Annotated in this window: 17 protein-coding genes; 9 read left to right on the top strand and 8 right to left on the bottom strand. The window is 47.1% G+C overall.

The features are described 5' to 3' along the window. Positions 1-224 precede the first annotated feature (224 nt). Positions 225-2,093, top strand: a complete 1,869-nt coding sequence (locus GO755_RS08565) for an alpha-amylase family glycosyl hydrolase (protein WP_157584342.1) — start codon at positions 225-227, stop codon at positions 2,091-2,093. A gap of 58 nt (positions 2,094-2,151) precedes the next feature. On the opposite strand, the gene GO755_RS08560 is transcribed toward GO755_RS08565, so the two are convergent. The 3 genes from GO755_RS08560 to GO755_RS08550 form a co-directional block, all read right to left on the bottom strand. Then, positions 2,152-2,475 (bottom strand): hypothetical protein, encoded by a 324-nt coding sequence (locus GO755_RS08560; protein ID WP_157584341.1) that lies wholly within the window; start codon positions 2,473-2,475, stop codon positions 2,152-2,154. A gap of 49 nt (positions 2,476-2,524) precedes the next feature. After that, positions 2,525-2,965, bottom strand: coding sequence for a hypothetical protein (locus GO755_RS08555; protein WP_157584340.1), 441 nt, complete (start codon positions 2,963-2,965; stop codon positions 2,525-2,527). 74 nt (positions 2,966-3,039) lie between these two features. Next, the gene (locus GO755_RS08550) at positions 3,040-3,789 is read right to left on the bottom strand and encodes an SDR family oxidoreductase (protein ID WP_157584339.1); all 750 of its coding nucleotides are present in this window, start codon (positions 3,787-3,789) and stop codon (positions 3,040-3,042) included. A gap of 147 nt (positions 3,790-3,936) precedes the next feature. Between GO755_RS08550 and GO755_RS08545 the strand changes: the two genes are divergently transcribed. From GO755_RS08545 to GO755_RS08525, 5 genes are all read left to right on the top strand, one after another. After that, positions 3,937-4,839, top strand: coding sequence for a histone deacetylase family protein (locus GO755_RS08545; RefSeq protein WP_157584338.1), 903 nt, complete (start codon positions 3,937-3,939; stop codon positions 4,837-4,839). A gap of 113 nt (positions 4,840-4,952) precedes the next feature. After that, positions 4,953-5,714 (top strand): HpcH/HpaI aldolase family protein, encoded by a 762-nt coding sequence (locus GO755_RS08540; protein WP_157584337.1) that lies wholly within the window; start codon positions 4,953-4,955, stop codon positions 5,712-5,714. A 35-nt stretch (positions 5,715-5,749) separates the two neighbouring features. Further along, positions 5,750-7,042 (top strand): McrC family protein, encoded by a 1,293-nt coding sequence (locus GO755_RS08535; protein WP_157584336.1) that lies wholly within the window; start codon positions 5,750-5,752, stop codon positions 7,040-7,042. A gap of 122 nt (positions 7,043-7,164) precedes the next feature. Beyond that, a complete protein-coding gene (locus tag GO755_RS08530; RefSeq protein WP_157584335.1) occupies positions 7,165-8,481 on the top strand; it encodes a gluconate:H+ symporter in 1,317 nt (438 codons plus the stop codon). A 225-nt stretch (positions 8,482-8,706) separates the two neighbouring features. Next, complete coding sequence (locus GO755_RS08525) at positions 8,707-9,714, top strand: potassium channel family protein (RefSeq protein ID WP_227686895.1); 1,008 nt, start codon at positions 8,707-8,709, stop codon at positions 9,712-9,714. 12 nt (positions 9,715-9,726) lie between these two features. Here GO755_RS08525 and denD read toward each other — a convergent pair whose 3' ends face one another. Further along, positions 9,727-10,674, bottom strand: coding sequence for a D-erythronate dehydrogenase (gene denD / locus GO755_RS08520; protein WP_157584333.1), 948 nt, complete (start codon positions 10,672-10,674; stop codon positions 9,727-9,729). 147 nt (positions 10,675-10,821) lie between these two features. Here denD and GO755_RS08515 point away from each other — a divergent pair, with 147 nt between their 5' ends. Continuing rightward, positions 10,822-12,225: a four-carbon acid sugar kinase family protein gene (locus tag GO755_RS08515; protein ID WP_157584332.1), complete on the top strand. Its 1,404-nt coding sequence runs from the start codon at positions 10,822-10,824 to the stop codon at positions 12,223-12,225. Here GO755_RS08515 and GO755_RS08510 read toward each other — a convergent pair. Then, positions 12,222-12,641, bottom strand: coding sequence for a DUF1801 domain-containing protein (locus GO755_RS08510; RefSeq protein WP_157584331.1), 420 nt, complete (start codon positions 12,639-12,641; stop codon positions 12,222-12,224). The genes GO755_RS08515 and GO755_RS08510 overlap by 4 nt on opposite strands. A gap of 327 nt (positions 12,642-12,968) precedes the next feature. Between GO755_RS08510 and GO755_RS08505 the strand changes: the two genes are divergently transcribed. Together GO755_RS08505 and GO755_RS08500 are read left to right on the top strand one after the other, a co-directional pair. Then, positions 12,969-13,622 carry an HAD family hydrolase gene (locus GO755_RS08505; protein WP_157584330.1) on the top strand — a complete coding sequence of 218 codons (654 nt, stop codon included), beginning with the start codon at positions 12,969-12,971 and terminating at the stop codon, positions 13,620-13,622. A 104-nt stretch (positions 13,623-13,726) separates the two neighbouring features. Beyond that, positions 13,727-14,878: a site-2 protease family protein gene (locus GO755_RS08500; RefSeq protein WP_157584329.1), complete on the top strand. Its 1,152-nt coding sequence runs from the start codon at positions 13,727-13,729 to the stop codon at positions 14,876-14,878. A 163-nt stretch (positions 14,879-15,041) separates the two neighbouring features. Here GO755_RS08500 and GO755_RS08495 read toward each other — a convergent pair whose 3' ends face one another. The 3 genes from GO755_RS08495 to GO755_RS08485 all read right to left on the bottom strand — a co-directional run bounded on the left by GO755_RS08495 (position 15,042) and on the right by GO755_RS08485 (position 20,089). Next, positions 15,042-15,659 carry a 3'-5' exonuclease gene (locus GO755_RS08495; protein ID WP_157584328.1) on the bottom strand — a complete coding sequence of 206 codons (618 nt, stop codon included), beginning with the start codon at positions 15,657-15,659 and terminating at the stop codon, positions 15,042-15,044. 204 nt (positions 15,660-15,863) lie between these two features. Further along, positions 15,864-17,837: a S9 family peptidase gene (locus GO755_RS08490; RefSeq protein ID WP_157584327.1), complete on the bottom strand. Its 1,974-nt coding sequence runs from the start codon at positions 17,835-17,837 to the stop codon at positions 15,864-15,866. Positions 17,838-17,923: 86 nt separating this feature from the next. Further along, positions 17,924-20,089, bottom strand: coding sequence for an FUSC family protein (locus GO755_RS08485; RefSeq protein ID WP_157584326.1), 2,166 nt, complete (start codon positions 20,087-20,089; stop codon positions 17,924-17,926). Positions 20,090-20,148 lie beyond the last annotated feature (59 nt).

Below are 20,148 nucleotides of genomic sequence, written 5' to 3'. Positions count from 1 at the left end.
GCCAGATTTTCCCCATTGCGCTCTAAAACAATGACATAGCGATGATCGAATTTTTGCTAATTTTTTGCGTAAACGAGCTCTACATAGCAACAGTGCCTGACCGAATACTAAATTCTTCTTCGTTCAGGTGTTGTTCAGGGCATAAACTAATGTGATTGAGTGTACGGTACCATTGCTTACAGATAGATGCGTAGTATAGCTGTTCAATACAACCAGCTTCCATCATGCCAACCTCCGTTAAAAGCGCAACTGTACAATCGGTTCTGGCGAATGCGTCTACTACGCAACTTCGTACTGTGACCATTGGTACTCATGCCGTTGCCATTACCACACCTTTTCCGTCACCGCCCGATTGGCGGGATGTCTGGATTTATTTCCTGCTCGTTGATCGGTTCAATAACCCCATCGCACCGCCTAAACATACTCCGTTCAACGGAGAATATGGCACATTTCAAGGGGGCACGTTTAATGGAATTCGTGAGCAGTTGGATTATCTCCAGGAACTGGGCGTGGGGGCTATATGGCTATCGCCAGTGGTGAAAAACTGCCAATATGAAGACACCACCTATCATGGCTATGGCTTTCAGGATTTTTTACAGGTCGAGCCCCGGTTTGCTTCTGATCCACAAGCAGCCAAACTGAATTCACAACTCGCAGAAGATGAACTGCGGGGGTTGATCGATGCAGCCCATGCCCGCAACATCTACGTGATTTTCGACATTGTGCTCAATCACGTTGGCAATGTGTTTGGCTACAATCTGACCGGCAATCCTAATTCGGCGGAGGCTCCCGGTCGTAGTACGGTTTATCCGATCAACTGGCATGATGCCAATGGGCAACCCGCCTTTGCCGATTTCAGCAGTGGTGTTCCAGTAGACGATGATGGTGCCGTTTGGCCGGTGGAATTACAGCAGAATGAGTTTTTTCGACGCAAAGGACTGGGTGGCGAAGAGGGAGGTGATTTTAGTTCGTTGAAAGAATTCGTCACGGATTTTAACGAATCCGTTGCCATCAGTCAGTCATTCCCCGTGCGCGATACGCTGATTCTTGCGTACCAGTATCTGATTGCCAAATACGATATTGATGGCTACCGCATTGATACGCTCAAATATATCGAAGCCGACTTTGCCCGAATTTTCGCCAATGCCATGCGGGAGTTCTCGTTGAGCATCGGCAAGAAAAACTTTTTTACGTTTGGTGAAGTGTATGACGAGGAAGAGAAAATCAATCAGTTTATTGGCCGCACCACCAATCTTACGAACGAACCAATTGGGGTGGATGCTGCGCTGGATTTTCCGCTCTTTTTCCGACTTCCGTCGGTAACGAAAGGGCTGTCGGCTCCCTCGGTGGTTAAGGATATGTATCTGCACCGCAAACTCGTGGAGAGTGATATTTTGAGTACGCACGGTGATGCTACCAATTTTTTCGTGACGTTCCTGGATAATCACGATATGCGGCAGCGCTACTACTTCAGCGACTCCACCAACCCGAACCGCTTTGATAACCAGGTGACTTTAGGTTTAGCCTGCCTGTTTGCGTTACAGGGCATTCCCTGCGTGTATTACGGTACTGAACAGGGGCTGCATGGAAACGGAAACAGCGATGCCGCAGTACGGGAAGCACTCTGGGGTAAAGGGAGTGGCGCGTTTGACGCTACGCATCCATTTTATGAAGCCATCAAACAGATCAGCCTTGTGCGGGCTACTCAACCCGCTCTTCGATACGGTCGGCAATATTTTCGTCCACTGTCTGGCGATGGGGTAAACTTTGGGATTTCACCTTTCAGTCCGGGCGTACTTGCCTTTTCCCGCATTTTAAATGATCAGGAGGTGATCGTGGTAGCTAATACGCAGACCGGTGGTGGGTTTGATGGCGAAGTCATTGTCGATGCCGTTCTGAACCCAGAGCTGACAACCTATACAATCCTGTACAGTAATAGTGATCAGCCCCAGCCTCCTGGAATAGCGTCGACTAAAACGAGTGGGGGCGTAACAATTTATGAGGAACGAGGCAGCGTAACAAAGGGGCCAGCGCGTGTAGTGCGCGTGCGTCTTCACCCAATGGAGGTGCAGATACTGCGGTGCCAGAAATGAGGTACTAATTTCCCCTCTCCTGTTGTAGGAGAGGGGAAAGGGGTGAGGTGAAATCTAATCAGGCTTGATCCTCATCTGACCAGGTAGGGTCGGGTTCGGTGCCGTCGTTATTGCCAAGCGCATCACCATTGCCGTAGTTGGTTAAGTCGGGTTCCATATTCGGACTACCCGAAGCCTCGCCGGTTCCCTTGGTTACTGTAGTTGCGTCCTGCTCATCGGTCGGCGTGGTGGGAGGATTATTTACATCGCCAGCCAGATCGGTTGGATTATAGTCCTCATTCAGCATAATACTCTCGTCTGGTGTCTGGGCAGTGCCGCCTGTGCTGGGTCGGAACGTTTGCGATTGCTCACTAAGCATCGCATCCTGATTTGCATTTTCCATGTTAAGTAGGGACATAATTTACACCATAACCCCAAAAGTGAACTTCGGTTTAGCCTTTTGTGAACAATTCCCACAGGCGATGATACAGCTTACCCGTGTATGTTTTCACATCGAGGTGCGATGCATGGATGGTAAACGGGGTAAACTGGCTTGCCGATGAGGCTAATGGCTCAATTCGAACTGTACGCCCGGTGGTCCATCGACCTGCTAATTGACGAACCGAGCCCGTTAGTCGTATTCCTGCGTCCAATAAATCGACCTGACAAGTATCCGGGTAGTGTGCTGCTGCCAGATTTTGTGAAAAATGTTGCAACTGACTGGCATCGAACCACGACAACTCAGGTATCTGGAGGTGGTTGGCATAGCGGTCGCTGTTGCATAGAAACCGCAATGACAAAATTGATTTTCCAGAAGACCGTCTTGAGGTTACCTGTAAATCAAGGACTTCCAGGGGAGATTGTTCCGTTGCTGTGGAGAGTTCGATATTCATGGGTGATGAAGATGATAAAACTACTTACTTAACAATGCAAAGGTGAGGATGTTTTCGCCTTTTTAGTAGCGTATTTATACGTAAATCATTTTACGGGTCATTCCACCATCAACCACAAAATTCTGACCGGTAATAAAACTGTTTTCGGGGGCTATTAGAAAGAGAATCATCCGGGCAATATCGTCGGCTTGCCCCACGCGACCTGCCGGGTGCTGATCGTGATCTTCGGGCCTAAGATCGTCAGGTTTGGCTTTTGCTTTTTTCTTCAATGCCGACACGTCGATCCAGCCAGGGCTTATGGCATTAACGCGAACATCAGGGCCCAGGCTAACAGCCAGCGAATGGGTTAGCGCTAAAATTCCTCCCTTACTGGCTGAGTAAGCAAAGGTATCCGGCTCTGACTGGAACGCCCGTGTTGAGCAGAGATTGATAATGCTGCCTTTCTGAGCGGCCAGATAAGCGGCCGTGTGTTTGGCGCAAAGGAAGGGGCCAGTCAGGTTTGTGCTAATAACCCGATTCCACTCGTCGAGGGTAAGTTTGTCGAGTGATTTTTCGATCATGATGGCCGCGTTATTAATCAGAGTGTCGATTTGGCCAAAATGCGAAATAGTTTGCTCTGCGGCTTTACGAACATTGACTTCGCTGGAGACATCGCAGGAAACGAAAAGGATTTGTGCCGATGAGGCTTTAAAGGCTTCTTTGAGTTCGGCCAGGGCGTCGGTGTCGGCTTCCCAAATTGCCACCCGATAGCCGTGAGTGAGTAAATATTGTGTGGCTACACGACCAATTCCCTGACCGCCCCCCGTGATAATAGCTGTTTTCATACAAGCCGGATTATGTAGTTGGATAAACCCTACCAACGAACAAATAGGACGGTTTGGTAACACAACTTGTCGAAGATGGGTTAACTAGAGCGTATCCTTATCGAACGGGACAGGTCGTTTTTTGCGACTCACCGGCCTTATTACTTCATGCTTCAGATTGCCTTTTCGCCCGTTTATCGACTCAAATTGCCTGAAGGTCATCGGTTTCCCATGCTTAAATACGAGCTGATCCACGAGCAACTTCTTTACGAAGGTACCTGTTCTGAGGCCAATTTTTTTGCGCCAGAGCCCGTGGATGACCGTTGGGTACTGGGCGTTCATACTCCCGAGTATGTGCAGGCGCTAAAGACCGGAACCGTTGACCCCAAAATGATGCGTCGGATTGGGTTTCCTCTTACGCCTGAACTTATTGAACGGGAGTGGATCATTACGCAGGGAACGCTTAAAGGCACGCAAATCGCCCGAACCGATGGTGTCTCTATGAACATTGCGGGCGGCACGCACCATGCATATCCCGATCGGGGAGAGGGCTTCTGTATGCTCAACGACGTTGGTGTAGCGGCTCATTATCTGTTGGCAACGGGTCAATCCCGGAAAATTCTGGTGATTGACCTGGACGTACACCAGGGTAATGGAACTGCCGTGATGTTTCAGCACGAACCGCGCGTATTTACGTTCAGTATGCATGGGAAAGACAATTACCCGCTGAAAAAAGAGCAGTCTGATCTGGATATTGAATTCGCTACGGGTACTGACGATGAACACTATCTGAACACCTTGTACGATACGCTGCCTGTCCTGATTCAGCGCGAGCAACCTGATTTTCTGTTTTACGTTTCGGGAGTTGATATTCTGGCGTCGGACCGACTGGGTAAACTTAGCGTTAGTCGGGAAGGGTGCAAAGAACGGGATCAGTTCGTATTTGAGCAGGCTATTAAAAACAATCTGCCAATCGTCGTGTCAATGGGTGGCGGCTACTCGCCCCGCCTGACCGATATTGTAGAAGCCCACTGTAACACGTTTCAACTGGCAGCCGATTTGTTTTTCTGATTCGGTCGTATCTTGCGTAATTTCTAAAGAGTGAAAGGACGAATGAGTGAAAGAGTGATGAACTCGGGCACCTGATTTTCGCTCTTTCACTCATTCGCCCTTTCACTCTTTACATGAAGCAAAATATTGTTAAAACCCGGCTTAAAAATGGCCAGCCCGTTCTGGGCGTTCTTTCCAACAGCACAGATCCGACCGTTGCCGAATTGTGTGGCTTTTCTGGCCTGGATTTTTACATGATCGACGGCGAACATAGCCCTGTTACAACGGCCCAGGTGCAGGACATTGTACGGGCTTGTGATGTGAGTGGTATTACGCCTTTAGCGCGTGTTCGGAGTAATGACCCTAAATTGATTTTGCAGTTTCTGGATGCAGGCGTTATGGGTATTATGATGCCGGGCGTCAGTACGGTTGCCGAAGCAGAGGCTCTGGTTCAGGCCGTTAAATATCCACCTCTGGGCTCGCGAGGATTTGCGCCTGTGCGTGCTAACGATTATCTGCTGGGTAATATGAATCAGGGTGAAGCTGTCGAATTTGCGAATGAACAAACTCTGGTATTGCCTCAGCTTGAAGATACAGAAGCCATCGCCAATCTCGACGATTTGCTACAGGTTGAAGGTATCGATGGGTTCGTCATTGGTCCCCGCGATCTGGCCATGAGTATGGGCTATTACGACGGTCCCGGTCACGATGAAGTAAAACGAACCATTGCGGGCGTCGTGGAGAAAATTAGAAAAGCCGGACTAATTGCCGGCACTACAGCCGCTACCGGCGATCAGGCTAAGGCGTTGATTGATCGGGGTGTTCTTTTCTGCCTGAACTCTTTCGCGGGACTGTTGAAGTCGGCCACCGGAGATTTTATGAAAGGACGAGCATAAGAAATTAAAACGTCGTTTCTCTGTGTAATACCTCTATGCCTACGACGATTTCAGTTCTTGAAAATAGCCTGATTGGTTCCTCTGAGCATTGGTCCCAACCGCCAGCGAACGGAGTAGTGGTGCCTGATGCGATTTTTCAGGCATTGCGCCGGTTTGTGTTTGATGATGATCAGGCCGAAGGATTATTGGCGTTTTCGATACAAAAAGGACGCGAGCTGATTCAGGTTCGAAACTACGTTGGTTTGTTACCGTTACCCAACCACACCCAATTTGAAATTCTGCCGAAGGTTGGGCAAGTAGATAAGTCCAGATCTTTATTGCTCACGATGTTGCGACACTTGCGGCATAGTCCGTTCCGAACGCTTCCGGCTGCGCACACGCATGCTATTCAGTTACCTCTTTGGGATGTGTTCATTGCGGCATTTCTTGACACGGTAGAGCCACTGGTTCAACAGGGAATCCAGCATGCCTATGTATCGGTTGACAGCAATGAACGATTCTGGAAAGGGAAGCTTCAGGCCGCTCGGCAACAGCGCGAAAATGCCTGGCACGCGGAACGACTGGCCGTTACGTATGATCGCCTTACTGCTGATGTAGCCGCTAATCGTATTCTGAAAACAGCCCTCATTTATCTAAATGGCGAAACTGCCAACCAAGCCATTTTACGTCGAATTCGGCAAGTAATCTGGGCATTGGATGAGGTGCCAGAGACAGAATCTTTAACTGACGATTTGCGTCTTATTCGACGGTCAAGTCGATTATTCCTTCGCTACGAATCGGCTCTGCGCTGGGCAGAAGCCTTGCTTCAGGGTAGAGGTTTTGGTATTAAAACGGGCCAGATGCCAAGCCTGTCACTGTTGTTTCCGATGGAGCGAATTTTTGAAGATTATGTTGCGTATGGCATCCGGTCGTACTGGCCCGATACCGACGATGTTCGGGTTCAGGAATCATCGGCGCACCTGGTGGATGAGCATATTGGCGCACCCAAATTTAAACTTCGACCCGATATATTGATCCGACACAACAACCAGACAATGGTGTTCGATACGAAATGGAAACAGATAAAAGGGCAGGAATCAGGCATGAATGCAGGTACGGGTAACTACGGTATCGAACAGGCGGATATGTATCAGTTGTATGCGTATGGCAAAAAATACGCAGCCGACGACCTGTTTCTCGTATATCCTGCGAACGAAACCTTCTGCCAGCCACTGCCCGTGTTTGGCTATGACGCTACTACTCGCCTGCACGTCGTACCTTTCGACCTGACCAATTCCCTGGCCAATGAAGTAGAAAAATTAGCCAATTACGCTTTGTCGTTCAAATGACTGGAATCAAACACGGAGAAAAACGGAGGTTAATACGGAGGCCACGGAGATGAATTTCTCTGTTTACTCCGTGTTTACCTCCGTTTACTCTGTGTTTAAAGTTTAACCCACCCCCGTACCTTATGCCCCTTATACTTACCTTAGTTGGCATTCTGACGCTTGTTTTTTTAGTTGCCTTTGTTCGTTTAGATACCTTCATCTCGTTTGTTATTGTGTCGCTCGGCATTGGCTTAGCGTCGGGTATGGATGTGGTAGCCGTAGGTAAGTCGATTCAGACGGGTATTGGCGGAACCCTCGGCGAACTGGTGCTGATTATTGGTTTCGGGGCCATGCTGGGTCGCTTAGTCGCCGAAAGCGGAGCCGCCCGGCGAATTACCGATGTCCTGATTGGTTGGTTCGGTATTAAGAATATTCGTTGGGGCCTGGCTTTGGCGGGCTTTGTGATTGGGATTCCCCTGTTCTACAATGCGGGGTTCATTATCGTTGTTCCGCTGATTTTTACCATTGCGGCTTCCTCCCGATTGCCGTTAATGTCGGTGGCGGTTCCGATGTTGTCTGCCTTATCCGTAGCCCACGGTTATCTGCCTCCCCATCCATCCCCATCGGCAGTGGCTGGCCAACTCCATGCCAACATTGGTCAGACGCTCATTTACGGAATTATTGTAGCCATCCCGGCTATCATTATCGCTGGGCCTTTGTTTGGTAAAACGTTGCTTAATATCAAAGCATCACCCAACCGGGAGCTGTTCAATAATCGAGAAGTAGCCACTCAAAATTTGCCTGGTGCAGGAATCAGCTTTTTTGTAGCCCTGCTGCCTGTATTGCTATTAACGACCTTCGGCCCACTGAAAAATGCGATGCCTGGTGAGTCGTTCCTGAAAACCATTGTTACGTTGCTGGCCGAGCCGTATATAGGCATGTTATTGTCGGTGCTGGTGGCTATGTATGCATTGGGTATCCGGCAGGGGCAAGCCATGAAAGCCATTACCAAAGACATGGAAGAAGCGGTTAAAGCTATTGCCCCAATACTTTTGGTGATTGCTGGCGCTGGCGCATTGAAGCAGGTTTTCGGTGACAGCGGAACGAGTAAATACATTGGTAGCTTACTAGCCGATGCAGCTATTCCGCCTTTATTACTAGGCTGGGGAATTGCCGCCTTTATTCGTGTATGCGTAGGTTCGGCAACGGTTGCCGGGTTGACAACGGTAGGCATTGTGCTGCCCTTATTGCAATCGCAGGCCATAAAACCCGAATTGATGGTGTTGGCCATCGGCTCCGGGAGCCTGATGTTCTCACATATCAACGACGGTGGCTTCTGGCTTTTTAAAGAATATTTCAACCTGACAATCGGGCAAACTATTCGAACATGGTCATTGATGGAAACCATTGTGTCGATTGTTGGACTGGTTGGTGTGTTGCTGTTGAATCTGGTGGTATAAGTATCCGCAATTCTCAAAGAGATTACCTACATAATAAAGCTATTGAATGAAAAGTCGTGCCACGTTTCCAAAACGTGGCACGACTTTTTTTAGCTGATCCTTTAGGAATTAAGATTTTTAATCAAATCAGAACGAAATTTTGAGATAAAGAATTTTGTCGAGGTGATATTGTTGTAATTTGGATAAATTTGAAATTATATAGTATAGATAAGCCTGTTATCAATATTGAAGCAACCATTCTCATTACTTTCCCCTTTACTAGTTATACTCGGTATTTCGCTGGTAGGAATTTCCGGTTACATGTACATCGAGCACTACAATTTTATTGATGCGCTGTACATGACCGTTATTTCTATCACTACAGCGGGCTATACCGAAGTACGTCCCCTGTCGCCAACAGGGCGTCTTTTTACTGTTTTTTTGCTGGTTTCCAGTTTCACAACATTTGCTTATGCGCTGGCGCTGATTACCCAATACATAGCCAGTGGCGAACTCTCCCACTATTTTAAACAACGGAAAATGGCCAATCAAATAGACACACTCGCTAATCATGTGATTCTGTGTGGTCTTGGACGTAGCGGTCAGGAAGCAGCGATCACGCTACGGCAGCACAAAGTCCCCTTTATCGTCATCGAGCAAAATGAAGAACGTATACGCTCATACGAGTCGAAAGATGCATCGCTTCTCTATGTCATTGGCAGTGCCACCGAAGATGAAACCTTACTGAAAGCAGGTATTAAACGGGCAAAAGCCTTACTGACCGCCCTGCCTACCGACGCCGATAATGTGTTTATTGTTCTCAGCGCCCGGAGCCTGAATGACAAACTGACCATTATTAGCCGCGCTTCCCATTACTCGTCCCAGAGTAAACTTCGTAAAGCGGGGGCCAACAACGTTGTTATGCCCGACAAGATTGGCGGTGCGCACATGGCTAGTATCGTGAGTCGACCCGACATTATGGAGTTTCTGGATTACCTGACGGGAAACGCCGAAAATGGCTCCATTATGGACGTTAAAGAGATCAATAAACTCGCAAAAGATTATCGGGGACTTCCGTTGCAACAACTCATTGATGATCAACTCGCCGAAGGGCTGATCGTTGCCATTCGAACGGCTTCTGGTTTTCTGGTTACCCCTGAGCCAGATTTACTCCTTCAGGCCGACATGAAGTTATTTTTCCTGCACCAGGCATCTGCCCGAAGCAGTTCAGTCCTGGCAGATCGGGTTAACTAGGTGCGGTCAAAGCTACGCCTTGTTGTGCGCTATAAACTGAGTAATAAACTGGTCAAAATGGCTGTCTACCTCGAATCCAAGCTGGAGCGCTCTTGTGTTATCGAGTAACCCCGGCCAACTGCTTACAATAGCATTAATAGCTGGATCGGGCCTGAATTGTATTCTGGCAAGCGTTTCTTTGTCGGTGAGTCGTTCAAGAGAGTCAAGCATTTGTTGCACAGTTACACTAATTCCGGGCAGGTTTACGGTACGCCATCCGCCAAAAGCAGTAGCCGTTAGTTCCGCTCCTTTGATGATATTCTGGATGATCGTATCCGGGCTTGAGAGCCATAAGGCAAGCTCCGGCGAGACGGGGCAGATAGCTTCTTCACCGTTAATTGGCTCACGAATAATACTGCTCACAAAAGAGGAAGCAGCCAGATTTGGTCGCCCCGGCCGAACGCAGATGGTAGGTAAGCGCAATACCCGGCCATCCACAAAGCTTTTTCGGGTATAATCATTGACCAGCAATTCGCTCATGGCTTTCTGAGTTCCGTACGACGAACGAGGTGTAACGACTGTCATATCATTGACGATTGCAGGCAGCTCACCACCATATACCGCAAGAGAACTGGCAAACACAAAGCGGATGCCCGGATGCTGATGACGACAGGCTTCCAGCAAATGCCGGGTACTATCGAGGTTCACCTTCCAGCCCAGATCAAAGTCTTTTTCTGCATGACTACTTACTATAGCTGCGAGGTGGAACACAATGCCCGTTTTGGCAGTGATGATGTTCACTGCCGCACCCTCTTCTGAAAGATCGATTTGTTGGCAACTGACCCGGTCGTCGTTTCCCGTATGAGTAGGCATCACGATGTCGACTAACAGTAATTCGTCAAAAATCAACGAACTCGATAGGAGCGATTTCGCCAGTCGCTGGCCCAGGAAGCCCGCTCCACCCGTTATAATTATCTGCATAGACGTAAAATCCGAAGTAAGTAGGTCAGATGATTTAAGTTCTCTTGGTTCTATTGATCGTAACGCGGCCGACCACTCACGTTACGATCAATAGAACCAATTCGCGTTTTTTTACTCAGTTCAACTTAAAAGATCGTTTAGACTTGCATGTACGAGAATGTAGCGCAACGAATGAGGCAACTGCCTCCTGATTATAAAGAGGAACTACTGGCTTCTATTCGCGATGAATTTATCAATAGCGGGAAAACCATTGTGGTACTCGATGATGACCCTACCGGAACACAAACCTCGTCTTCGGTAACGGTGCTTACGTCATGGCGTGTGGCGCTGATTACGGACGAACTGAAAAAGAAACCGTCGATTTTGTTTATTCTCACCAATTCGCGAAGCCTGCCCGAACAGGAAGCCGTTGCGCTTGCGCAGGAAATTGGAACTAACTTAACGAAAGCGGTCAACGAGAGCGGCAGGGAGATTGTCGTAATTAGCCGAAGTGATTCCACCTTAAGAGGACACTTCCCGGCTGAAGTGGATGCCCTTGTCGAGACGATGGGGATGACAGATGCTATCATTGTTTTAGTGCCTGCCTTTATTGAAGGAGGCCGTTTTTCGATTGATGATGTTCATTATCTGGTTGAAAATCACAGGCTAGTGCCGGTTTCAGATACGCCTTTTGCCAGGGATGTGGTGTTCGGTTATCAGCACGCCAATCTGAATTTATGGGTAGAAGAAAAGACAAAGGGGCGGGTGAAGGCGTCCGATGTGAACACTCTATCGCTTGACGATATACGACTAGGTGGTCCTCAGGTAGTAGGTGAGAAATTGAAAGCTTGTGAAAAAGGGAGAGTTTGTATTGTCAACGCTGCCAGTTATCGGGATCTGGAAGTAGTTGTGATGGGGTTGATACTAGCTGAAAAATCAGGAAAACAGTTTTTGTATCGCAGTTCGGCAACGCTGGTTCCGATCCGTGCGGGAATGGAGTCCGGCAAAATTTTCACTCCGCAAAAAGAAGAAACGATTTCGGCGAATGGATCACTAGTGGTTGTTGGCTCCCATGTTCCTAAAACGACCAGTCAGCTTAGCTGGCTTCTGGAAAAAGGAACGCACAAGGCGATTGAGGTGAATGTGGGGGAAATTCTGAACTCAACTGAACCAGTGATACAGGCCTTAACCATTAGCCGACAAACCGATGAATGGCTTGCTTCTGGTACTAATGTAGTAATCTACACGAGTCGTAGGCAGGAGGTGGGTTCAGATTCAGAAAGTAGCCTGGCCATAAACGCAGTTATATCTGATTTTCTGGTCAATATCATGAAAGGGCTTACGGTACGTCCCAAATTCATTGTAGCCAAAGGTGGGATTACCTCCAGTGATCTGGCTTCCAAAGGTCTTTCTGCCGAAAAAGCGTTCGTGCTTGGTCCTGTGATACCTGGCGTTCCTGTTTGGCAGATGGATGCGAACAGTAAATTTCCTGGAATTAGTTACGTTGTTTTTCCCGGCAACGTGGGTGATGAAACTGCACTGGCGGAGGTATGTCGAAAACTGGATGTTTAGGATTGATATTGTCGTTTTCTATAATCAATAGCATTGGTCACCAGTTTATTCAATACTTCCGTATCAATATCTTCCAGTTTTTGTATGTAAATGCAGCCTTTCCCGGTCTTATGCTTTCCGAAGTTTTGTAAGAGTGCCTGTTTTTGCTCGCTTTCAAAAGCAATGTATAGCGTAATGGCATTGGCTCTTGCCGCAAGGCCTACAAGAGGAGCATCCCCTTCGCGGCCACTTTCGTATTTGTAATGGTAGCTTCCGAAGCCAACTATTCCTGTACCCCACATTTTAGGAACGAAACCTGTCTGGGTTTGTATAAATTCAATAATTTCCGAGCAGTCTTTGCGCTTTTTCTCGTCAGGAATCGTAGTCAAATAATCCAGTACACTAGACTCATTTTCAGTTGTTTTGTTCTTTGCCATGATCTTATAATAACCGATAGTATGTTGGGTTTTGTGACGTGAAATGCTGTGATCTGTTCCTAAATATTCGAGGTAATTTCGCAGTAAAAAAGTTGTTTCGTAGTTATTTTTTGTCCTGCCGTCAGAAGGACAAAAAATCAAGTCAGCTTCAGTCGAAATCGGGATTCCTAACGGCTTTTACATGATGAAACGTATGAAAAGATCGTGTTCTTTGTGATTAAAAAATAGTTTATCCCTGAGCCTTCCTGCTAATCTTCGCGGTTTGTCTGCCAATCTAGCCTTATCTTTGGCAGTCGGTTTATTTATTTTTCAGACCGAAAACTGCGAATGAATTCTGTGACCAACACCTCACTACTTAAAAATCTGATTTTCGACCTCGGCGATGTTATCATTCCGATTGATCTGACGGCACCCGTTCGGAATTTTGCCATGCTGGCCAATTTGCCCGAAGACGAAGTATGGGCTGTCTGGAAACAACACGGTCTTATCAACCAATATGAAACGGGTCTGGTTGATGACGCTGCTTTCCGCGACCATGTTCGGCGATTGCTGAAAAATGATACTGAAACATCGGATCGATGGGCCGACGAAGTGATTGATACAGCCTGGAATACCGTGCTACTTGATTTACCCGTCGAACGGATCGAGCGCATTAAAGAACTCAAACAGAATTACCGGCTGTTTCTGCTTAGCAATACCAGCCCCATCCATATTCGGCGGGTAAACTACATACTCACCAGTCTCAACCAGCCAACGCTAGAGGAACTCTTCGAACGTGTATTCTATTCTTATGACGTTCGATTAGCGAAGCCATCACCCGAAATTTACCAGCACGTGTTGACCGAAGCTGGGATAGTGCCTGAAGAAACGGCCTTTTTTGACGATAATGCCGCGAACATCCAGGGAGCGGCTGCGTTAGGTATTCAGGCTGTACAGGTACAGCCGCCCCTGACAATTCTAGACTATTTAAAAGATGTCTGATTTGAGGTATATCATGTATGATATAGAATGTATGTGCAACTAGAAAAATCGTATATCCTATATCATACATCATGTATCCTATATTCTACATCCTGCTTCAATAAATGAATCAACGCATCAAGACTTACCTCCTGCACGGAGGTCTTTTTTTAGTAACCCTTATTACCACTACACTGGCTGGTGCCGAATGGATGTACGGAAGCCTGTTTATCCCGTTTGAGGGAGTAACAAAACCTTTGGGTTGGCCGGAGTTTATTGCTGGATTTCAGTTTTCGGTGCCGTTTCTTGCTATTCTGACGGTGCATGAATTTGGACACTATTTTACGGCTAAAGCAAACAAGGTTCGCGTAACCCTGCCGTATTATATTCCGCTCTGGCTGGGTATTGGGCAAAGCATTGGCACGTTAGGGGCCTTTATTCGGATCAAAGATTATATCAATAGCCGTCGGAAATACTTCGACATTGGCATTGCTGGTCCATTGGCTGGATTTGTGCTGGCGCTGATTGTATTGTGGTATGCATTTTCGCATCTGCCACCTCCAGAATTTATCTTCACCATTCATCCCGAATATGCGAAATGGGGGCTCGAATATGGGAAATATGCCTACCAGAATCTGCCAGAAGGTGGCGCCATCGGTTTGGGTGATAACCTGCTGTTCAACTTCTTCAAAACCTACGTTGCCGATCCTGCACGTGTCCCGCACCCCTATGAAATGGTTCACTATCCGTTTGTGATGGCGGGCTATCTGGCCTTGTTTTTTACGTCGCTCAACCTGATTCCTATAGGGCAATTAGATGGTGGTCATATTCTCTACGGCCTTATTGGGCGCAAACGATTTCAGTGGGTAGCGCCTGCGTTGTTTATCATCTTTGCTTTTTATGCGGGATTGGGCTCCTATAAACCCGCCGATTTTGCGGTACCCACCGATGAAGCATTCTTTAAAGTACTAGGTTATTTTGCCTTATACGTCGGTTTTTTGTTTCTGGCATTTTCGCGCATCAGCGAAAATCGGATGACTTCATTGCTTGTTACACTCAGCGTGGTAGCTGCGCAACTAGCCGTATCCTGGGTACGTCCTGATGTAGAAGGGTATTCCGGTTTTTTAGTGTTCGTGTTTGTTCTTGGCCGTTTTTTAGGTATTTATCATCCGGCAACCGAACGAGATGAACCTCTTGATTTGAAACGGCAGGTTTTGGGATGGATCGCCTTGATTGTCTTTGCGTTATGTTTTAGTCCGCGCCCTTTTCTACTTTGATAAACTAACGTGACTTCGGAATAAGCCTGATCGGAATAAACAGAGTTATTGCCGCTATGTATGACCCGATGAGTCAGATGGTTATAGAATAGGCTTAGTTGCTATAAGCATTTGACCCCGCCGGTCATACTAGATAGATATTGGTAGAAATTCTGGCATTAGACTAGAGTGATAGTTGCAGTTGATCACTCAGTTTGAAGACCTCTTTGAGGCATTTCGCTGTGAGTACCGCATCTTCGAGTGCATTGTGAAAGCCGTCTTCCCGGGCAAAACCGAAGTAGTTTGCAATAGCGGTCAAACTTAGGCGGTCTGGTACCTTTCGACCGTTGGCTTTCAGGACGCGGAAAGTAAAATAGGCCAGTGTATGCAAATCGAGCAGCACACGCGAGTAGGGCCACTTAAGTTTCTCGTACCGATAAGCTTCCTTTAAAAAATTGATGTCATTTATTACACTCTGTCCGCAGATGATCACATCGCGCAAAAAAGGTGTTCGATCTAACTGACCTTTCGGAACACGAAGCCCGAGTTCTTTACAAATCCATTCTTCCAGTTCGGGTAACACATCGTATATCATTGGTGCATCTTCCAGATCGGCCAGCGAAAGGTTATGAATTTTCTCGGATGAAGATGAAAACGCGTCTTTATTCTCTGGATATACATTCGTGAGGTAACGCCCTTTTTCAACCCAATTATCGTCGAAGAGCACGGCCCCGATCTGAATAATTTCGTTATAATCCGGCTCTGGACCGGTCATTTCGAGGTCAAGTACTAAGAAAGACATAGTTAAATAGTGTTTACAAAACGTGGTAAACGTTCACGGATTTACTTATTGAAATTAAACTGAAAAATAATTTAACAATTTTTCAATGATACAACATTTTGCCTCCTTCGGCTGTTTTATCTACATACACGCTAACAAAGCCCCGACAGTCTGACTGCCGGGGCTTTTCATGTAATTGACCAACGTGAATTGCTGAATCGTAGGCTAAAGATTTTCGCCCCAAATGTATTTGCTGAACCATCGGTAATTTTCTTCCATGACCTGACGCATAGGCTTAGGTTTTGTAATACCATGCCCGAAGCCTTTGTAGACCACCATCTTGACAGGTACACCTTTATCCTCTAGCGCCAGGCGAAGTTCGTATGCATTGGCAATTGGAACGCGCCTGTCTAATTCACCATGTTGAATAAGCGTTGGCGTTTTAGCCCGACTGACATAACTAATGGGTGATGTTTTCTGGTAAATGTCGGCATTGTCCCAAGGAGTTCCTTGCAGGTATTGCCGCGTGAAGGGAGTAATGTCAGTGTTCTGGTAATAGGTAGCCCAGTTTGAAATACCAGCACCCACTGAGGTTGCTTTGAATCGATCGCTGTAGGTAGTAATAAAGGCCGAAATGTAGCCTCCCTGACTCCAACCCATAGCGCCAACTTTATCTTTGTCGACAATGCCTTTCCCAATCAGGTAATCGACACCCGAAATCACGTCGTCGTAATCACCCAGACCCAAGTTCTTTACATTCAAGGCTCTGAATTTGCTCCCATAACCTGCCGAACCGCGATAATTAGGGCGTAATACCAGCGCTCCTTTAGCCGTAAATTGCTCGATCGGATAGTAGCGGTCAGCGGTTATAGATGGTAGGTCAATCCCGGTTGGGCCACCATGAATAACGACCAGAAGCGGGTATTTGCGGGCTGGGTCAAAGTTGGCTGGTTTAATTAAAATGCCTTCGATCACATTGCCATCTACTGATTTCCAACTAACGACCTCGCGGGTTGAGATTTTGAACGGAGCTAATTGCTTACTCATCGTCGTCAGTGTTTTTGGGGCAAACGTGCGAACCGATGAGGTCTGAATCTCCGCATATTGATTTGGGAGCGCTCCAACAAACGCCATCTGCTGGCCATCCTTACTGAACGAAAATTGGGTAGCCATCAGGTTATCGGGTTTGGTGAGCCGCTCTGTTTTTAGTGTAGTTGGATCGATTCGGAACAAGTGCGCTGCCGTTTTCTGAAACCCGCTGAATAATATACCATCGGCCGTCCATTCCAGCAGATTCGCGTTTTCATCGAAGGTATTGGTCAGTATTTTGGGTGTACCACCCGTAGCAGATACAGTAGCAATGAGTCGATTTGTATAGAAATAGAACTCGTTTTCGTTGGCTGTCGTAAAGGCAATCTGCTGCCCATCGGGCGACCAGACTGGGTTTTGATCGGGACCTTTGAGCGATACTATTTTTCGGGTTATGGTGTCGCCAAGCGTTAATACATACAAATCGGAAGTGTGGCCATTGATGAGATCCGGATTTTTCGACGCATCGAACGCAATTTTCTTCCCATCGGGCGATATAACAAAACTGCCTACCGAAAACCCAATTCCTTTGGTTAATGCTTTGCCCTGCGAAGGCTTCTCGTTGGTCAGGCTGTCGAGCAGGTACAGATGAACCATCTTATAGTCGTCTCGAACAACCTCATAATCACTATATTTTTCTTTACGCTCTTTGTCCACTTTACTATCGGGAACAGTGGCCGAAAACACAATTTGTTTTCCAGTTGGTGACCACTTAAATGAGGTAACGCCAGTTTCAAACTTGGTCAGCGGCCGGGCCTCACCTCCGTAAGGACTAATCAGATACAATTGGGATTTATCGTCTCGTGTTGACAGAAAAGCCAGCCATTTGCCATCGGGCGACCAGGCAGCGCTGCTGTTCGATTTTTTGGAGTTCGTTAACTGAAACTGGTCGCCGGTGGTAGTATTGGCTAACCAGATATCAGTGTCGTAGGCATTTTCGTCCCAGTTGGTTTTGGTAACGGTATAAGCTACCCATTTGCCATCGGGGGAAAGTTGGGGATTTGACACACTTTTCATGTCAATCGACTGAACGATGCTCGGTGCCTGAGCCAATGCAAAATCGGGACTAGCCAGGTAGGCTAGCAGAGCGAGGAAGTAAAGAGATTTCATGGATTGACCTTCTTGGTTGTATGAAATTCCAAGATAAGAGATTTGGGGCAGGATTGCCAGAGAGGAAGGCTTACATCAATACCTACCTATGCAGTCTGGTAGCGATTTTTAATTATATGTTCCCGTGTCACCAGTCGTTCCACGATTTTGCCAATATCGCTGCTCACCTGCTGAATAAAGTTCAATTGTTCCAGAAGGGCTGGGTCAGTAAGTGAAGTCGCAGGGGTATTTATATCAGGTGCCACTCCATCCAGATTCTGTTTTTCGGCAGCTGAACTTAATTTATGAAGGCTTTCGGTCAAGGTGAACAAGGCGCGCTTGACAGGCCGAAGCAGCGGAGTCGCGTACGCTTTAGGCTCATTAGTAAGTTGTGCCGACGTGATGGTGGCTATGTTTGCTGATAAAACGTGATTCAGTACGACAAATTCGTAAATGAGTTTTTCGTTTCGTTGCTTGTGCTTGGGTTCCGATAACATTCGATCAAAAGCAGCGGATAGATTGGCTGAGGTGACGTAGACTTCTTTCCGAGCCAGCTTATAATCGACCAGATTGATAGGACGCCCTGATAGACTATCGAGCAGTAGCTGACTATAGCGAACATTGGCTTTTAATACGGCCTGCATAGGCTTCTTCAACTGTTCCGATTCCCACTGTGGAAACAGTAAATAGCTTGCCATAAACGCAATAATTCCACCTAACAGGGTATCAAAGAAGCGCTCTTCGGCTGCTCCTAAATAGCTGACTCCCAAAAAATTGAATAAGATTAAGATGAAGGGCGTTACACAAATGACCATAACAATGTAGTTGATACGTTGGGCGCTATAAGTACCCAGCATCAAGAACACCATGAAGCCAAACTGCACGTTTTTGTTCGGGAAAAGAGTTAAGATAAATACCCCAATTATACCTCCTGCTAATGTGCCAAGAATGCGTTCTATATTTCGTTGTTTGGTGAGGCTAAAAGCTGGTTTCAAAATGACTGAAATCGTAAGCAGCACCCAATAACTGTGGTGACCGTAGGGGAGGAGTTTGGTAATGACAAACCCCAGTAGCATAGCAAGCGCTACCCGTACCGAATGCCTAAATACGGATGAGTTAAGGGTTAGGTTATCCAGAAATGACTTCAGATCAATTTCCTGATGAGAAACAAACCGACCGTATTCCATGGCCTCATTATCAATAGGGCTACTAATCGGCTGCACCAGATTTTTTTGTAGGCCCGTTAGCCGTTGATTAACCGTTCGTAAACTGACCAGCACTTTTTTTAGCACCAGAGTACTGCCATCCTGATCGCCAAGAGCGTCGATACTACGTTTCAGATCTTCCAGGATTGGGTTTATATTGGTGGATTTATGGAACGGAACGGGTAGTTGAATCGCTAACCCTATATGATCAAGTTCGACCGATAATCGACGAATGACGCTGGAAATCTGATCAAGCACGCTTGACTTACTAAACCGCTCTCGGATATCGGAGTAATCGAAATACATGGCAATAATCTGCTCATACAGATCGACTACGTCCACAAACGTGAGCAGTAATAATCGCCCGGCACGCGTTGACTCGGTTACAATTCGCCGACTTTTAAACAGAACTTCCCGAACGGCGTCCTGCTTTTCGCTTACATCCACCTGTTGAGCAATCAAATGACGGTAGTTGTCGTCGAGGTTGGTCGATACGTCGTAAAAATCAGCTTTGATCGCCATCAGCTTAGCAATCTCGTGAATGCACTGGCCCAAAGCCTGTTGGGCCAGACGATAAGGTTGCAAGCGGGAAACCAGTAAACTGATGGTACTATACCAGACACTCCCAGCAAGCACCAGACCGCTTTCCCGTACAACTCCAGCGGCATCCATTGGCCGGTCGATCATCAGAATCATGATGAGTAAAGCCGCCGTTCCGACAGAGGTAGCCCGGTTGCCATAAATGGCGAACATGGAAAAGAAAAAACTGAATAGCAGAATCTCAACGCCCATCGTATACGGACTCATTCGGGCAAATCCGGTTAGGAGAGTTACCGAAAAACTGATAAGCGCGCTGGAAGCCATTCCATTACGCCGGTGCATAACCGGGCCGGGGGCATCGCTCAGGCTCACGTTTAGTGCACCCAGCGACATGGCCATACCCGTCTGAAGCTGATCAAACTGGGCCAATATCAGCGAAGGCAGCAAAATGGACAGTGTTATCCTGATCCCGTCCGAGAAATACTGACTGGATAGAAAATAACTGACTTCCCGACTTTGCTTATTCATTTGTTAAGTAATTGAATATCGCGGCACAAAGAACACAAAGGAAAATTATTCCCAAGCTC

Origin of the sequence: Spirosoma arboris (assembly GCF_009754945.1) — a bacterium.
Classification (GTDB): Bacteria; Bacteroidota; Bacteroidia; order Cytophagales; family Spirosomataceae; genus Spirosoma; species Spirosoma arboris.
This window is presented reverse-complemented; position numbering and strand designations above follow the sequence as displayed.

Excerpts from the sequence above, each read along its gene's own strand:
- denD (WP_157584333.1), bottom strand. The coding sequence starts at position 10,674 with ATGCAGATAATTATAACGGGTGGAGCGGGCTTCCTGGGCCAGCGACTG.
- GO755_RS08560 (WP_157584341.1), bottom strand. The coding sequence starts at position 2,475 with ATGGAAAATGCAAATCAGGATGCGATGCTTAGTGAGCAATCGCAAACG.
- GO755_RS08485 (WP_157584326.1), bottom strand. The coding sequence starts at position 20,089 with ATGAATAAGCAAAGTCGGGAAGTCAGTTATTTTCTATCCAGTCAGTAT.
- GO755_RS08555 (WP_157584340.1), bottom strand. The coding sequence starts at position 2,965 with ATGAATATCGAACTCTCCACAGCAACGGAACAATCTCCCCTGGAAGTC.
- GO755_RS08545 (WP_157584338.1), top strand. The coding sequence starts at position 3,937 with ATGCTTCAGATTGCCTTTTCGCCCGTTTATCGACTCAAATTGCCTGAA.
- GO755_RS08540 (WP_157584337.1), top strand. The coding sequence starts at position 4,953 with ATGAAGCAAAATATTGTTAAAACCCGGCTTAAAAATGGCCAGCCCGTT.
- GO755_RS08515 (WP_157584332.1), top strand. The coding sequence starts at position 10,822 with ATGTACGAGAATGTAGCGCAACGAATGAGGCAACTGCCTCCTGATTAT.
- GO755_RS08530 (WP_157584335.1), top strand. The coding sequence starts at position 7,165 with ATGCCCCTTATACTTACCTTAGTTGGCATTCTGACGCTTGTTTTTTTA.
- GO755_RS08510 (WP_157584331.1), bottom strand. The coding sequence starts at position 12,641 with ATGGCAAAGAACAAAACAACTGAAAATGAGTCTAGTGTACTGGATTAT.
- GO755_RS08490 (WP_157584327.1), bottom strand. The coding sequence starts at position 17,837 with ATGAAATCTCTTTACTTCCTCGCTCTGCTAGCCTACCTGGCTAGTCCC.
- GO755_RS08495 (WP_157584328.1), bottom strand. The coding sequence starts at position 15,659 with ATGTCTTTCTTAGTACTTGACCTCGAAATGACCGGTCCAGAGCCGGAT.
- GO755_RS08500 (WP_157584329.1), top strand. The coding sequence starts at position 13,727 with ATGAATCAACGCATCAAGACTTACCTCCTGCACGGAGGTCTTTTTTTA.
- GO755_RS08550 (WP_157584339.1), bottom strand. The coding sequence starts at position 3,789 with ATGAAAACAGCTATTATCACGGGGGGCGGTCAGGGAATTGGTCGTGTA.
- GO755_RS08565 (WP_157584342.1), top strand. The coding sequence starts at position 225 with ATGCCAACCTCCGTTAAAAGCGCAACTGTACAATCGGTTCTGGCGAAT.
- GO755_RS08535 (WP_157584336.1), top strand. The coding sequence starts at position 5,750 with ATGCCTACGACGATTTCAGTTCTTGAAAATAGCCTGATTGGTTCCTCT.
- GO755_RS08505 (WP_157584330.1), top strand. The coding sequence starts at position 12,969 with ATGAATTCTGTGACCAACACCTCACTACTTAAAAATCTGATTTTCGAC.